The following is a 14,504-nucleotide window of genomic DNA, read 5'->3' as shown; positions in this document are numbered from 1 at the left end:
GGAGAACGTTCTTCCCAGCTTTAATAATGAGCTATAATATTTATTGAAAATGACGGCTCATCTTTAGATGAAACAATAAGACATAATCTGTGAATTTTGACAGAATGATCTGTACTATGAAGATGAACAGATATTAATATAAATGGGGAGTAATGATTATGAATGAATTATTAGGTCAAGTATTTACCGGGTTAATCATCGATGAAAATGAAAGCATGTATTTAGTACAAAAAAATGGTGTGACATTCCGTCTGTTGAAGGAGGAGGATGTCTCGCATAAAATTGGTGAATCAGTTGAAGGTTTCGGCTACGTCAATCAAAAGAAAGAAGCCGTTTTTACGACAAAGATTCCGCAAGTTCGAATTGGTCATTATGCTTTTGGAGAAGTAACAGATGTTCGTAGAGATCTTGGCGTTTTTGTGAATATTGGACTGCCTGATAAAGACATGGTCGTTTCTTTGGACGAAATGCCTAGTATGAAAGAGCTATGGCCCAAAAAAGGCGATCAATTAATGATCAGCATGCGGGTTGATGAAAAAGACCGGATGTGGGGTACATTAGCAGATGAGGCAATCTTTCACTCATTGAGTCGTGCTGGCTCTGGTGAAATGCAAAACGAAAATAAAAAAGGCACGATCTATCGCTTAAAAGTTATCGGCTCTTATTTGATTACGGAAGATTTCTATCTTGGTTTCGTTCATCCTTCAGAACGCTATCAAGAACCGCGTTTAGGTGAAATAGTCGAGGCGCGTGTAATCGGGGTTCGACCAGACGGCGTTCTAAATATGTCTTTGAAACCTCGTAGTTATGAGATGATCAACGATGATGCAGCGATGATTTTGACGTTACTGCAAAGAAATGCCAATCATGTATTGCCTTATTGGGACAAATCAGCTCCAGAAGAGATAAAAGAAGCCTTTGGAATTAGCAAAGGACAATTCAAACGTGCAATCGGTCATTTATTGAAAGAAAAATTAATCGAGCAAAAAGACGGAGAAATCCGCCTAAAAAGCTAATTGAGAATGTCCTTGCATAAATAAAGCCGATAAACTATAATAATTCTAAGAAAACTTGCAGTGATTTGAATTCTTATTTAGAATTATTATAAAATAGATGGAGGAGGGTTCTCTTGAACGCTATCTTAGCCCTACAAAAAACCAAAAAGCAACTTCATGATTCTGGATTCAAGTTGACACCTCAGCGTGAAGCCACCGTTCTCGTTTTATTGGAAAATGAGAAAGACCATTTATCGGCAGAAGAAATATATTTTTTAGTCAAAAAGAAAAGCCCTGAGATCGGCTTAGCAACAGTTTATCGTACATTGGAGATTTTAACTGAGCTGCATATCGTCAATAAAATAAGTTTTGATGATGGCCTAGCACGTTACGATTTGCGCAAGGAAGGGGCAGAGCATTTTCATCATCATTTACTTTGTCTTGAATGTGGAAATATTGAGGAAATCGAGGAAGATCTATTGGGTGAGGTTGAGCACGTTGTTGAATCGAGATATCATTTTCTAGTGAAGGATCATCGCTTGACTTTCCACGGTATTTGCCAAAGCTGCCAAGAAAAAAAAGATGCTTAACTTTCCTTGGCAAATTGGATTAAGTTATAATTAAATTATATAGTCCCTTGTAAAGATACGTGCTATCATTTCAAGGGACTTTTTGTTATGATAAAGCGAAAGTGGTGAAAACATGGAAGAACAAATAACGGAATATTTGCATTATTTATCGATCGAGCGCGGTCTTTCCGAAAATACACGAATTAGTTACCAAAGAGACTTACAACAATATTTGTCATTTTTGGCTGGCCAGAATGTCAATGAATGGCAGGCAGTTGATCGCTATATGGTTGTGGCTTTTTTGGCGAGTCTGACCGAAGCTGGTAAAGCATCTACTACGATTACGCGAATGATTTCTAGCTTACGTCGCTTTCATCAGTTTTTACGTCAAGAGCGTTATACAGATCATGATCCAATGCAGCATATCGATAGCCCTAAAAAGGCTCAAAAATTACCTCAAACACTTTCACTTGCAGAGGTGGAACGTTTAATTGCTGCGCCAGATACGACAACAGATTTAGGGATTCGGGATCGTGCGATTTTGGAGGTGATGTATGCAACTGGCTTACGAGTTAGCGAACTGATCGGGTTAAGGCTGGGTGATATTCATCTAGAGATGGGATTATTGCAAACTGTCGGGAAAGGTGATAAAGAGCGAATAGTTCCACTTGGGGATTATGCGATTCATTGGGTAGAACGTTATCTTGGGGAAGTTCGTCCCTTATTAACGAAAAAAACACCTAATGAAACTCATTTATTTGTTAACAACCATGGACATGGCTTGAGCCGCCAAGGAATTTGGAAGAACCTGAAGCAGCATGTAATTAAGGCAGAAATCACTAAAGATGTTACGCCCCACACGCTACGGCACAGTTTTGCAACCCATCTGTTGGAAAATGGAGCAGACTTACGGACTGTACAAGAGCTTTTAGGTCATGCGGATATATCTACTACACAAATTTATACTCATATAACTAAACGAAGAATGACCGAAGTATACAAAGAATTTTTCCCGCGCGCTTAATTAGGAGGAGAAAAAATGCTTACTCAATATCGAAAGAATCAACGAAAAATCGCGATGGGCCTTTTAGGTTTTCATGAAACCTTGAGAGATCAACAACATTTACTGAAAGAAATAGATACATATGAAAGTGATGATCATTACCAGCTTTTTTGTTATTACAATGAAAATTCTGATAATGTGCAAGGTGTAATTGGCATCAGCAAATTAGAAGATCAAGAAATCGTACTTCATGACATCAGTTTAAATCCTTCGTATCGCGGCGAGGGTATTAGTATTGTAATGATGGATGAATTACAGGCGCTGTATCCAGATCAAAAAATTATTGGTACACCTGCGACTTCTGCTTTTTTGGCAAAATGGCAGGAACATAAGCGAGGGTAATATGGAAGCAATCAGTTTGAAATTAGATGTTTTTGAAGGGCCGCTGGATTTGTTACTTCACCTTATCCAACAGTTAGAGATCGATATTTATGATATTCCTATTGCGGAAGTTACGGAACAGTACATGAATTTTATTCATACTATGAAGACACTGGAGCTGGAAGTGGCGGGAGAGTATTTGGTAATGGCGGCAACACTGATGTCGATTAAAAGTCAAATGCTTTTGCCGAAACCGGAGCTGGAGTTTGATTATGATGATGAAGAAGGCGAAGATCCGCGTGAAGCTTTGGTTCAGCAACTTTTAGAATATCGAAAATATAAGTATGCGGCGACTGTTTTGTCAGAAAAGGAACAAGAGCGTAGTTTGTTTTATACGAAAGCGCCAATGGATCTGACTGATTATGAAGAAGAAATTCTGCCGCTGCCCAAAAATCAATTGAATACGATTGACCTTTTTTTGGCGTTACATGATGTTTTACAACGTAAGAAACGAAACCAGACGATTGAGACGACGGTTTCTGCTGAAACGATTACTGTCGATCAAAAGGTAAATGAAATTAGTCAACGATTAGTAAGATTATCTGAGAATGAAGGCTTGTCATTGGAGTCTTTTTTTGTGGATTATACGAAGGACGAAATGATTACAACCTTCATGGCATTGTTAGAATTAATGAAAAAAGGTCAAGCTTTGGCAATTCAGAAAGAGACCTGTGCACCAATCTTGATTTTTAAAGGAGTCATTATATGAATCAATTGAGTCAAATCGAGGCTATGCTTTTTGTGGTAGGTGAAGAAGGGATTAGTTTGGAAGAATTATCCTTTACGCTGAGACGCCCAATGCCGGAGATTTATCAGAGTATTAATAATTTAAAGGAATCTTATGAGAAGGATGAAAATTCAGCATTGACTCTTTTAGAAGTAGGAAACCATTTTGTTTTGAGTACTAAAAAGGAGTTTGCCCCCTTACTAAAGGAATTTGCTCGTTCTCCTATGGCTAACCGTTTAAGTCAGGCAGCACTTGAAACGCTCTCTATCATAGCTTACAAACAGCCTGTGACGCGATCTGAGATTGATGAATTACGAGGAGTTCAATCAAGTGGAGCTGTTCAGACATTAGTGGCTCGACAATTAATTGAGGAAAAGGGGCGCGTTGATGGTCCGGGCCGTGCAATTTTGTATGGAACTAGTAATTATTTTATGGATTACTTTGGACTGAAGGATTTAGAAGAGTTGCCAGATGTTCAAAAAATGGAAGAAGATTTAGCGGATGAAGACGAATCATTAGATTTGTTTTACGATCGATTTAAAGAAGAGGATGGTCAATAAATGGAGAGATTACAAAAAGTTATCGCGCAAGCGGGAATCGCGTCGCGACGCAAATCCGAAGAGTATATCACTGGTGGAAGAGTAAAAGTGAATGGTGAACTCGTAAAAGAGTTAGGGACAAAAGTTGGCAAGAAAGATATCGTAGAAGTTGATGGTGTCCCCATCTATCAAGAAGAACCTGTGCACTATCTCTTTTATAAACCACGCGGTGTGATCTCAGCAGTTTCTGATGACAAAAATCGTAAAGTTGTGACAGATTATTTTACGGCGGTTTCTGAACGAATTTATCCAGTAGGGAGATTGGATTATGATACGTCCGGTATTCTGATTTTGACAAATGATGGTGATTTTTCACAACGATTAGCCCATCCGAAACATCAAATCGACAAGGTTTATGTTGCAAAAGTTAAAGGTTATGCGGAAAAAAGAAATCTTTTACCCTTAACAAGAGGAATTAGAATTGAGGGTAAAAAGACTGCGCCCGCGCGGTTTGAAATTCTTTCGACGGACAAGAAGGCTGAGACAAGTATTGTTGAGTTAACTATTCACGAAGGCCGCAATCATCAAGTGAAAAACATGTTGGCGGCGGTTGGACTGCCTGTTCAAAAATTGAAGCGAGAACGTTACGGGGATTTGACTTTACAAGGTCTGCGTCCAGGTGAATACCGACGTCTGAACTCAAAAGAGATCAACGGTTTGCTAAATCAATCTAGGTAGCAAAATCATTTACTTGTTTTTTGATAGTAAAATTGTTATAGTAGTTTTACAATAAAAAATAATTTAAGGTTCGTCTTCAGGGGCAGGGTGAGAATCCCGACCGGCGGTGATAGTCCGCGAACTGCGTAAGCAGCCGAATCGGTGTAATTCCGATACCGACAGTACAGTCTGGATAAAGAAGATAGAGCTTATTTGAGTGAGACTATATTCAAGTAACTCTATGCTTTTTCTGAAGCATAGAGTTTTTTTGTGGAAAAGTTTAATTCAAATAGTTCGATGAAGATGATTCCGAAACGGAGGATTTCAGATGAAGAACTTACGATTACAAAAAATGACAGCAGTAGCAGTGGCCGCGGCAATGGGATTGATTTTACAATTTATCGCTTTTCCGATTGTCCCAATGTTTCCCTTTTTAAAATTGGATTTTAGCGATATTCCAGTTCTGATCAACATGTTTATCTTTGGACCGTTGACAGGAGTAGCAACTGCTTTTATACGTTCATTGTTACATCTAACTATGAGCGGCTTTTCTCTAGATAATATGATCGGAGATTTTGCCAGCTTTTTTGCCTCAACTTTATATACCCTGCCAATTTTTCTACTATTTAGAAAAAGGACGGCTTCAAAACGAGTCTTGGGCCTTGGGTTAGGCATTTTGGCAATGACACTATTTATGAGTGTGGCGAATTACTTTGTTATCACACCTCTTTATTTGAAGGCTTTTGGTCTTTCGGCCGGACAAATGTTAGGTATGGGATTAGGACGTTACATTTTGGTTGGAATTGTACCTTTTAATATTCTTAAAGGAATAATAGTTAGTGTTGTTTTCTTAGTTTTACATGCTAAGTTGCTACCGTGGTTATCGAAAAAGACAATGACCTCTCAGCATCATTCAATTTAATAATCAAAAAATCTCAGACAAAACGTCTGAGATTTTTTTTGTTCATGTATGTTATTATGAGTTTTGAAACAATATAGCATGAGAGGGGCACCGTTTTGCCGCCTGGATAACTTCCGGCTGCTGTTCTATGGGAATAAATTCATGAATTGCATCTGGTTCTCCCACGAAAAGAACAAGCCCATCATCTGTATAATCAAAAATTTCTGGCGCAATCGTTTGGCATAAACCACAAGCGATACAACGTTCAGGAATGATTTCGCATTTCATTTTTTCACCTACCACAGGAGATTTTACTATGACTTTTTTTATTTTAACGTTATTTCAGACTGGCTACAAGTTAAGAACCTCAACTTTATATCATTTATTAGTAGGAAAAAGAACCAGTTCGGTCTTACTTCATGGTTTCTTTTTTAAAAATTTGGCTTATTTGGGTTCGCTACCTAATCTGAAAGAAGATACCTTCCAAAAGGAGCTGCAACGATTAGTTAACAATCAACTAATTGCGGTTGAAGACGGTTTTGGTGAATTAACCACAAGAGGTAAAGAATTACTGGAAGAAGATTCTTTCGACTTGAGTGGTTTAAATAATTTGCGCTTCGGTCGAACGCGAGAAGACTCTTGGCAAATGATTCTTTTTGCTGTACAAGTCGTTAGTTATCTTTCATTTGGTGAGAAAAACTATCTTCCTATTGAGAATCGTCCCTACTCTTTACAACAAGTTAAAAAGTGGCTTGCACAGGCAGAGTCAGATTTAGTAGTGCGATTTCAACACGAATTAACGACTATTCTTCAGCGATTACCGGATGAAACGGCTGATTTTTTAGCTAATCAATTTTCCGGTCTTGGTTTTCAAGGAAAAATCACTTTTCAATTATTGCCAGAAAAATGGCAGACAGAGCCGTGGAACATACTTTATCGACAAAACGCGATTGATCTGTTTTTAGCGCAAGTTGAAGGTGAGCAATTGTCAGAGTTATTGTTTGCCTTAGATCAACAAAATATCAATCAAAGTATGCTAAAGACAAAAGAATTCTTTTTAGCTGGTAAAACTGTGAGCGAAATTATGAACTTACGTCATTTAAAACAAGGGACAATCAATGATCATTTTATCGAGTGGGCACTAATGGATAAAACTTTTCCATTTACAAGATTTGACCCAATCGATTTTGATGATCTTGATGAAAATCAAGTAGTCAATGCACACTATCAGGATTACGAGACCCCTTATTTAAATTTTCGGCTGTCACAAATCTATTATTTGAGGAAAAAGCAATGGAATTAACAGAGTTGTTAAAAACAAAATTTAATTATGATCGCTTCCGTCCCGGACAACAAGAGATTATTGAGACTCTTTTATCTGGTAAATCTGTACTTGGAATGCTTCCGACAGGAACTGGCAAGTCTTTGTGTTATCAATTACCAGGATATCTGCTTGAGGGAACGGTAATCGTGATTTCCCCTCTGATTTCATTGATGGAAGACCAAGTAACGCAATTGCAGCGTCTCGGAGAAAAACGTGCTGTCGCCTTAAATAGCTTACTTTCATCTTGGGAAAAACAATGGATTTTGAGTGAAGCACATAAATACAAATTTATTTTTATGAGTCCAGAAATGTTCTTAGCACCTCACGTTCAAAAAACGCTACAGGCGATGAGGGTTTCTTTGGTTGTGGTTGATGAGGCCCATTGTATTTCACAATGGGGAATTGATTTTAGACCAGAATACCTGAAACTTGCTGATGGAATAAAATCCATAGGAGATTCATTGGTGTTGGCATTGACAGCAACGGCTACTAAAACGGTTCGGGAAGATATTCAGCGATTGCTCTTTGATCATGCAGTACCGGAGGTGATCTATTCTGTTGACCGACCGAATATAAGTTTTTTTGTTTATCAAGAAGATAAATACAAGAGATTACAGAAATTACTCGGCTCCTTGGACGGCTCGGGAATTATTTATTGTGCCACCAGAAAAAAAGTCGAAGAGCTCTATGAGGCACTTAAGCAAAATTATGCAATCGCGTATTATCATGGCGGACTTAGCGGGCAAGAAAGACGAATGTTGCAGCAACAGTTTTTATCAGGAGATTTACAGTTGCTAATTGCAACGAATGCTTTTGGAATGGGGATAAATAAAGAAAATATTCGTTTCGTCATCCACTACGATCTACCAGACTCACCAGAAAACTATTTGCAAGAAGTTGGACGTGCTGGAAGAGACGGAAATCCAAGCCAGGCAATTTTACTCTACGAAGAGGGCGACGAACATATTCATCATTTTTTGCAAGAACAAACCAATCAATCGAAGAAATTATTTGAAATTAAGCAAAAAATTGACGGTCTCGTTTTTGAAGATCCATTAATCAAAAAATGGGAACAGTTTTTTCCTAATGATGAATCACACTTGTTAGACTTGTTAAGTCAGCGAGGAACGACAAAAAAGGTTCAGTTGCAAAAAATGCTTGACTATATAACTACATCACAATGTCGACGTAAATTTCTGGTCGCCTATTTTGGTGAAACCTTACCTGAAAAGAATCCAAACTGTTGTGATAATGACGGGGCTATTTTGCCAGAAAAAAAAGGTGAGCGAGAAATTGTCACAGATGTTTTACCGTGGGAAAAAATAATTCAAAAAATTTTTAAAAATGTAGAGAAAGATTGAAAATCGACACCACATTTTCAAGAGCTATGGTATAATACATGGCGATAGCATTTAGGAGGTTAGAGAAATTGAGTAGAAAAGATCGCTATAACGATACGAACAATGAACCGTGGGATCAACATATTTACGAATCTGATGGTGAAGAAGAGTCTTATTCACGCAGCCAGTCTCGCCGTAGTGGTGGTGGAAATAAAGGCGGCGGAAATACGAAATTCTTGACGATTCTAGTCGCGTTATTGTTAGCCCTTATTTTGATTCCGGCTGGTGCTTTTTTCTGGATCACTCGTGGAAATGATAAGCCAGCAGCCTCTCCTGAGAGTACAACGCAGGTATCAAAGGTATCCTCAACAGAAAAAACAAGTACCAAAGAAAGCAGTACTGAAGAAAGTACGACTTCTACAGAATCAGAAGCCAATCAGCAATCGCAACAACAAGCTCAGCAGGCTGCGCAAGAACAACAACAGCAAGCTGATCAGCAGGCAGCAGCGCAACAACAGCAACAGCAGCAGGCACAACAAGAACAGCAGCAAAATCAAAATAATACACAAAGTGATGCAAATGCTCAGTATGGTACAGTTCAATCAGGTGAGGGTCCACAGCAAATAGCTGGACGCTACGGTTTGAGTGTAGATGAATTTTTAAAACTAAATGGTATGGATAGAAGTAATTTCTATTTTGATCCAGGTCAACAAGTACGTGTTAAATAAATTGAATACTCTGCCGTAATCGTTTAGCGATTACGGCTTATTTATTGAAAAGAGGCAGGATATGGATAAAATTTCAATTGCAATCGATGGCCCCGCATCATCTGGGAAGAGCACAGTGGCTAAAATTTTGGCAAACAGTTTCAACTTTGTCTACGTCGATACAGGTGCGATGTATCGTGCCATTACTTTTTTAGCAATTAAGCATCAAGTAGCTTTCTCAGATGAGGAGGCATTAGCTGAATTAACAAAAAGATATCCCATCAATTTCCAGCAGTCTGTACATGGACAACTAGTATTTGCGGATGGTGAAGATATCACCCAAGCGATTCGTCAACCCGATGTGACAGCAGCAGTTTCTGAAGTTTCCGCTCATCGAAAGGTTCGTGAAGAGCTGGTAGAAGCCCAACGTCAGTTAGCGCAACTTGGTGGAATCGTAATGGATGGTCGTGATATTGGAACGACTGTTTTACCACAAGCGGAGGTTAAGATCTTTTTGGTTGCAAGCGTAGAGGAGCGAGCGCAGCGACGCTACAAAGAGAACCAAGAAAAAGGGATTGAAATGGATTATGAAATGATCAAGGAAGCCATTGCGAAACGTGATTACTTGGATTCACATCGAGAAGTTTCGCCGCTTGTTCAAGCAGCAGATGCCGAATTGGTCGACACGACTGGAATGACGATTGAACAGGTAGTAACGAAGATTAAAGAGGTCATCAGCTCAAAAGGTTTCTGATTTTTAGACAAAAACGATAAATAAAGCGAATTTCTTCCGAATTTTTAGAAAAAAAGAAGAAATCGCTTTATTTTTCATGTGGATTATTCTAAAATAGAACATGTAGTGTATTTTACGCAGAATTGTTGGTAAGGAGGACAAACGACATGACAGATTTAGAACAAAATTCGATGGACAACGAAAATGTTTCCATGGAAGCAGCAATGGAAAGTGTGCATGAAGTTCAAGTTGGCGATATTGTTAAAGGTGAGGTGCTCGCCTTAGAAGATAAACAAGTTATCGTTGGTATTGAAGGTGCGGGAGTAGAAGGTGTAGTGCCTGCGAAAGAACTTTCAACATTACCTGTTGAAGATATCAATGAAGAAGTCAAGGTTGGCGATATTCTTGATTTAGTCGTTATCTCTTCTATCGGAAAAGACAAAGAAAATGGTAGTTATCTCCTTTCTAAACGTCGCTTAGATGCGAAAAAAGTTTGGGAAGATATCGAAAAAGAATTCCATGACGGAAAAATTATCGAAGCACCTGTAACTAGCAGCGTCAAAGGTGGTTTAGTTGTTGATGTCGGTGTACGTGGCTTTGTACCAGCTTCAATGATTGATGATCGTTTCGTTGATGATTTTTCAACTTATACTGGAAAAACATTAAAATTCAAGATTATTGAAATTGAACCTTCTGAGAATCGTTTAATTTTATCTCATAAGGCAGTTGTCGAGGCTGAAAAAGCCGAGAAGAAGAAAGAAATTTTGGCGGACCTATATGAAGGCCAAGTAATCAAAGGCCAAGTGGCTCGCTTGACTGATTTTGGAGCTTTTATTGATCTAGGCGGCATTGATGGTTTGGTCCATGTGTCAGAGATTTCTCATAGTCACGTAGCAAAACCGTCTGACGTATTAAACGTTGGCGATGAAGTAGAAGTTCAAGTTCTTTCGGTTGATCCAGAAAAAGAACGTATTTCGTTATCGATCAAAGCAAACTTGCCTGGACCATGGACAGATATTGAAGAAAAAGCAGCGCCGGGTTCAGTACTTGAGGGAACGGTGAAACGTTTGACCAGTTTTGGTGCATTTGTTGAAATCTTCCCGGGTGTAGAAGGCTTAGTGCATATTTCTCAAATCTCTCACAAACATATCGCAACGCCTCATGAAGTTTTACATGAAGGTGATCAAGTTCAAGTGAAAGTTTTAGAAGTACACCCTGAAGATCATCGTGTTGCTCTTTCAATCAAAGCGTTGGAAGAGAAACCTGAGGAAGCTAAAGCAGAGCCTGTTGAAGAAGAATCCTATGAATTACCAGAAGAAAACACTGGATTCACTATGGGCGATATCTTAGGTGATGCTTTGAGTGATGATTCAGAAGATAAAGAATAGTAGGGAATCTTAAAGGCGTGCTATTTGCACGCCTTTTCTTAATTTAATAGATGAAAATGGCTCCTTCTCTTGCAAGAAGGAGCTTTCTTCGTTAAACTAAGGAGAATTTGAAAAAAAGCTAGCTGTTAGTTCCATTTTTCACTTTAATAGGATGAATGGAATAGTATATAATCGAATCTGAAAATAAGTTTTATAGAAATTTATTACATTAATTTGAGAGTGTCCAACTGTATTTACTCAACATTATTTCAAAGTCAGTTGATTCGTAATATTTAGTTGGATGTTATACGCTGTGAGCACAAATTTATTTTTTCTTTTGGGATAAAGTAAATATATTAAAAGGAACGAGGAATTAAGATATGTCAAATCCTACAATTGCAATTGTCGGACGTCCAAATGTTGGTAAATCAACACTGTTTAATCGAATCGCTGGAGAACGTATTTCGATCGTTGAAGATACCCCCGGTGTCACTCGTGATCGGATCTATGCGAAAGGTGAATGGTTAGATCATGAATTTTCAATAATTGATACCGGCGGAATCGATATTGGTGATGAGCCATTTATGGAACAGATTAAACAACAAGCACAAATAGCTATTGATGAGGCTGATGTCATTCTATTAGTGGCAAGTGGAAAAGAAGGTGTCACTGATGCCGATGAAGCCGTTGCAAAAATATTATACAGAAGTAAAAAGCCAATTATTCTGATGGTCAACAAAGTAGATAATCCTGAGATGCGTAACGATATTTATGAATTCTATTCATTAGGATTAGGAGAACCTTACCCTGTTTCAGGCAGCCATGGACTTGGCTTGGGAGATGTGCTAGATGAGGCTGTCAAACATTTTCCAGAAGATAGTGAAGAGGAGGAAGATCCGTCAATCAAATTTAGTTTGATCGGACGTCCAAATGTTGGAAAGTCTTCTTTAATCAATGCTATTTTAGGTGAAGATCGAGTAATTGTTTCTGATATTGAAGGGACGACTCGTGATGCAATTGATACAAAATTTGTTGGTCAAAATGGGCAAGAGTTTACTATGATCGATACAGCTGGTATGCGTAAACGGGGAAAAGTTTATGAGAACACTGAGAAGTATTCCGTAATGCGCGCTATGCGGGCGATTGATCGTTCAGATGTTGTTTTAGTTGTCTTAAATGGTGAGGAAGGCATTCGCGAGCAAGATAAACGCATTGCTGGATATGCTCATGAAGCAGGTCGTGGTGTAATCATTGTGGTTAATAAATGGGATCTAGTAAAAAAAGATACCAATACCATGAAAGAATTTGAACAGGAGATTCGTGAGGAGTTTGCTTATTTAGATTATGCTCCAATCATTTTTGTTTCAGCAATGACTAAACAACGGTTAAATAAAGTTCCATTGATTATTGAAGAAGTCAGCATGAATCAGAATCTGCGTATTCCGTCATCTGTCTTAAATGATATCATCATGGATGCGGTAGCAATCAATCCAACGCCAACTGATAAGGGCAAACGTTTGAAGATTTTCTATGCGACTCAAGTTGCGGTGAAGCCGCCAACGTTTGTTGTATTTGTTAACGAAGAAGAATTAATGCATTTTTCATATGCACGATTCTTAGAAAATCAAATTAGAAAAGCATTCGAGTTTGAGGGAACTCCGATAAAAATAATCGCTCGAAGAAGAAAATAAGGTATTTTATCATACTTTTATTTTGGTGACAACAGATTTCACTGATTGATAAAACAACCATGAATTTTATGCCATTAATCGCTAAAAACCTTGCTAACATAAGGTTCTTATGCTATCGTTATAACAGAATATTGACCAAATCAATATTTCTTAGCTGATGACTGGACCACTCAGTTATCAGTCGATGTTTACACATCACTACTCATTTCTCAGGAGGTGAATTCATTCATGGCAAACAAAGCAGAATTGATCGAAAAGGTTGCAGCAGCTACTGACTTAACTAAGAAAGACGCTACAGCTGCTGTCGATGCTGTATTTTCAACCATCCAAGGCGCATTAGCTGACGGTGAAAAAGTTCAGTTGATCGGCTTCGGTAACTTTGAAGTACGTGAACGTGCGGCCCGCAAAGGACGTAACCCACAAACTGGTGAAGAAATCGAAATTCCAGCAAGCAAAGTACCTGCGTTTAAACCAGGTAAAGCGCTAAAAGATGCAGTTAAATAATTTTTGCTGCTAAAACCGTTGTGACTTTAAAGTCGCAACGGTTTTTTGTTGAAAAATGAGTGTAAAAATTGCCTGTTCATTGTCTAGTATTCCTTGACTGTTATTTCATTCAATTTATAACTTATTTTTTATTTTACGAAAGGCTTTACATACGATAGAATAAAGTAGAGAACTTCATGAAGAATAGAAAGAGAGTGGAACGATGTCAAAGGAAAAATTATTTTATGTAAAAAGAAATGATTCTTGGCATTCATATGAATTTCTTGCTCAAAGACAAAATGATCCTAATTGGAGACAGGCATTTTTGGAAGCTGAGGCATTGCAAGAGCAAGAAGACAAGAAAAGAAAACGTCGTAATTTTTTAATATTAATAATATCAGTCCCGGTTCTTTTGATTGCAGTTTTAGTGGGGCTATATTTTTATGGTTCTTCTGGAGAGGAAACAGTACCAAAACGAGATGTGAGTTTGAATGACTCTTTGTCTAGTTCCACAGAAGAGACCGAGGTATCTCAGACCGTTGATACTTCCAGTGTTGGTCAAGTATTAACTACGCCTTGGGGTGAACAGGTAACTGTTCTACGTGTGCTGCCAAATGGGGAGCGTGTAATCAAAGAGGGTCCCTCACAATCGGATTTGAATAATGATGGTGTTCTGACTTTTGAAGAGCTATCACAGGTAGAAGAGGAAATGAATCGAGCAAATCAACAGCAATATCAGCAACAACAGACACCACAGCAGGGACAGAACAACCAACAGCAACAGCAAACGCCGCAACAAGGACAAAATAATCAACAGCAACAGCAGACGCCGCAACAAGAGCAGAACAATCAACAACAGCAAACACCGCAACAAGGGCAGAATGATCAACAAGGTGGATCAACTCAAAATGAGGGAAATACACCCCAAAGCCAAGGACAAAATTATTAATCGTGAGGCTTCGTTGAA

At 38.4% G+C, this 14,504-nt stretch carries 17 protein-coding genes and 1 riboswitch; of the genes, 16 read left to right on the top strand and 1 reads right to left on the bottom strand.

Annotated features, from left to right (window positions below):
• The first annotated feature begins 158 nt into the window (after positions 1–158).
• The 8 genes from I585_RS02430 to I585_RS02395 all read left to right on the top strand — a co-directional run bounded on the left by I585_RS02430 (position 159) and on the right by I585_RS02395 (position 5,913).
• On the top strand, positions 159–1,016 hold the full coding sequence (locus tag I585_RS02430) for a CvfB family protein (protein ID WP_010739442.1): 858 nt from the start codon (positions 159–161) through the stop codon (positions 1,014–1,016).
• 113 nt (positions 1,017–1,129) lie between these two features.
• Positions 1,130–1,585: a ferric iron uptake transcriptional regulator gene (gene fur / locus I585_RS02425; RefSeq protein ID WP_010739441.1), complete on the top strand. Its 456-nt coding sequence runs from the start codon at positions 1,130–1,132 to the stop codon at positions 1,583–1,585.
• Between the two features lie 112 nt (positions 1,586–1,697).
• On the top strand, positions 1,698–2,588 hold the full coding sequence (gene xerD / locus I585_RS02420) for a site-specific tyrosine recombinase XerD (RefSeq protein WP_010739440.1): 891 nt from the start codon (positions 1,698–1,700) through the stop codon (positions 2,586–2,588).
• A 15-nt stretch (positions 2,589–2,603) separates the two neighbouring features.
• Positions 2,604–2,969 carry a GNAT family N-acetyltransferase gene (locus I585_RS02415; RefSeq protein WP_010739439.1) on the top strand — a complete coding sequence of 122 codons (366 nt, stop codon included), beginning with the start codon at positions 2,604–2,606 and terminating at the stop codon, positions 2,967–2,969.
• Position 2,970: 1 nt separating this feature from the next.
• The gene (locus I585_RS02410; protein ID WP_010739438.1) at positions 2,971–3,717 is read left to right on the top strand and encodes a segregation/condensation protein A; all 747 of its coding nucleotides are present in this window, start codon (positions 2,971–2,973) and stop codon (positions 3,715–3,717) included.
• Complete coding sequence (gene scpB / locus I585_RS02405; protein WP_010739437.1) at positions 3,714–4,295, top strand: SMC-Scp complex subunit ScpB; 582 nt, start codon at positions 3,714–3,716, stop codon at positions 4,293–4,295. Before I585_RS02410 ends, scpB begins: the two co-directional genes overlap by 4 nt.
• Complete coding sequence (locus I585_RS02400; protein ID WP_010739436.1) at positions 4,296–5,012, top strand: pseudouridine synthase; 717 nt, start codon at positions 4,296–4,298, stop codon at positions 5,010–5,012. It begins immediately after the preceding gene.
• 68 nt (positions 5,013–5,080) lie between these two features.
• Positions 5,081–5,199, top strand: a riboswitch (FMN riboswitch).
• A gap of 120 nt (positions 5,200–5,319) precedes the next feature.
• Positions 5,320–5,913, top strand: a complete 594-nt coding sequence (locus tag I585_RS02395) for an ECF transporter S component (RefSeq protein WP_010739435.1) — start codon at positions 5,320–5,322, stop codon at positions 5,911–5,913.
• Between the two features lie 54 nt (positions 5,914–5,967).
• Here the strand turns inward: I585_RS02395 and I585_RS02390 are convergent, their stop codons facing one another.
• Positions 5,968–6,180, bottom strand: a complete 213-nt coding sequence (locus tag I585_RS02390) for a ferredoxin (protein WP_010739434.1) — start codon at positions 6,178–6,180, stop codon at positions 5,968–5,970.
• A gap of 28 nt (positions 6,181–6,208) precedes the next feature.
• On the opposite strand from I585_RS02390, the gene I585_RS02385 reads away from it, so the two are divergent.
• From I585_RS02385 to I585_RS02350, 8 genes are all read left to right on the top strand, one after another.
• Positions 6,209–7,195 carry a helix-turn-helix domain-containing protein gene (locus I585_RS02385; RefSeq protein WP_010739433.1) on the top strand — a complete coding sequence of 329 codons (987 nt, stop codon included), beginning with the start codon at positions 6,209–6,211 and terminating at the stop codon, positions 7,193–7,195.
• Positions 7,186–8,577, top strand: a complete 1,392-nt coding sequence (locus I585_RS02380) for a RecQ family ATP-dependent DNA helicase (protein ID WP_010739432.1) — start codon at positions 7,186–7,188, stop codon at positions 8,575–8,577. Before I585_RS02385 ends, I585_RS02380 begins: the two co-directional genes overlap by 10 nt.
• A 68-nt stretch (positions 8,578–8,645) precedes the next feature.
• The gene (locus tag I585_RS02375; protein WP_010739431.1) at positions 8,646–9,284 is read left to right on the top strand and encodes a LysM peptidoglycan-binding domain-containing protein; all 639 of its coding nucleotides are present in this window, start codon (positions 8,646–8,648) and stop codon (positions 9,282–9,284) included.
• 61 nt (positions 9,285–9,345) lie between these two features.
• Positions 9,346–10,017 (top strand): (d)CMP kinase, encoded by a 672-nt coding sequence (gene cmk, locus I585_RS02370; protein ID WP_010739430.1) that lies wholly within the window; start codon positions 9,346–9,348, stop codon positions 10,015–10,017.
• A 146-nt stretch (positions 10,018–10,163) separates the two neighbouring features.
• The gene (gene rpsA, locus I585_RS02365) at positions 10,164–11,384 is read left to right on the top strand and encodes a 30S ribosomal protein S1 (protein ID WP_010739429.1); all 1,221 of its coding nucleotides are present in this window, start codon (positions 10,164–10,166) and stop codon (positions 11,382–11,384) included.
• 359 nt (positions 11,385–11,743) lie between these two features.
• Positions 11,744–13,054 (top strand): ribosome biogenesis GTPase Der, encoded by a 1,311-nt coding sequence (gene der / locus I585_RS02360; protein WP_010739428.1) that lies wholly within the window; start codon positions 11,744–11,746, stop codon positions 13,052–13,054.
• A 228-nt stretch (positions 13,055–13,282) separates the two neighbouring features.
• On the top strand, positions 13,283–13,558 hold the full coding sequence (locus tag I585_RS02355; protein WP_010739427.1) for an HU family DNA-binding protein: 276 nt from the start codon (positions 13,283–13,285) through the stop codon (positions 13,556–13,558).
• Between the two features lie 202 nt (positions 13,559–13,760).
• Positions 13,761–14,486, top strand: coding sequence for a hypothetical protein (locus I585_RS02350; RefSeq protein ID WP_010739426.1), 726 nt, complete (start codon positions 13,761–13,763; stop codon positions 14,484–14,486).
• The last annotated feature ends 18 nt before the right edge of the window (positions 14,487–14,504 follow it).

Source organism: Enterococcus malodoratus ATCC 43197 (assembly GCF_000407185.1).
Lineage (GTDB): Bacteria > Bacillota > Bacilli > Lactobacillales > Enterococcaceae > Enterococcus_A > Enterococcus_A malodoratus.
Note: the sequence above shows the minus strand (reverse complement) of the source record. Positions and strands in the feature narration are given on the sequence as shown.

Coding starts and splice junctions, on each gene's coding strand:
- I585_RS02385 (WP_010739433.1), top strand. CDS start 6,209: ATGACTTTTTTTATTTTAACGTTATTTCAGACTGGCTACAAGTTAAGA.
- xerD (WP_010739440.1), top strand. CDS start 1,698: ATGGAAGAACAAATAACGGAATATTTGCATTATTTATCGATCGAGCGC.
- I585_RS02400 (WP_010739436.1), top strand. CDS start 4,296: ATGGAGAGATTACAAAAAGTTATCGCGCAAGCGGGAATCGCGTCGCGA.
- I585_RS02390 (WP_010739434.1), bottom strand. CDS start 6,180: ATGAAATGCGAAATCATTCCTGAACGTTGTATCGCTTGTGGTTTATGC.
- I585_RS02430 (WP_010739442.1), top strand. CDS start 159: ATGAATGAATTATTAGGTCAAGTATTTACCGGGTTAATCATCGATGAA.
- I585_RS02415 (WP_010739439.1), top strand. CDS start 2,604: ATGCTTACTCAATATCGAAAGAATCAACGAAAAATCGCGATGGGCCTT.
- I585_RS02350 (WP_010739426.1), top strand. CDS start 13,761: ATGTCAAAGGAAAAATTATTTTATGTAAAAAGAAATGATTCTTGGCAT.
- I585_RS02380 (WP_010739432.1), top strand. CDS start 7,186: ATGGAATTAACAGAGTTGTTAAAAACAAAATTTAATTATGATCGCTTC.
- scpB (WP_010739437.1), top strand. CDS start 3,714: ATGAATCAATTGAGTCAAATCGAGGCTATGCTTTTTGTGGTAGGTGAA.
- I585_RS02355 (WP_010739427.1), top strand. CDS start 13,283: ATGGCAAACAAAGCAGAATTGATCGAAAAGGTTGCAGCAGCTACTGAC.
- I585_RS02410 (WP_010739438.1), top strand. CDS start 2,971: ATGGAAGCAATCAGTTTGAAATTAGATGTTTTTGAAGGGCCGCTGGAT.
- I585_RS02395 (WP_010739435.1), top strand. CDS start 5,320: ATGAAGAACTTACGATTACAAAAAATGACAGCAGTAGCAGTGGCCGCG.
- rpsA (WP_010739429.1), top strand. CDS start 10,164: ATGACAGATTTAGAACAAAATTCGATGGACAACGAAAATGTTTCCATG.
- der (WP_010739428.1), top strand. CDS start 11,744: ATGTCAAATCCTACAATTGCAATTGTCGGACGTCCAAATGTTGGTAAA.
- cmk (WP_010739430.1), top strand. CDS start 9,346: ATGGATAAAATTTCAATTGCAATCGATGGCCCCGCATCATCTGGGAAG.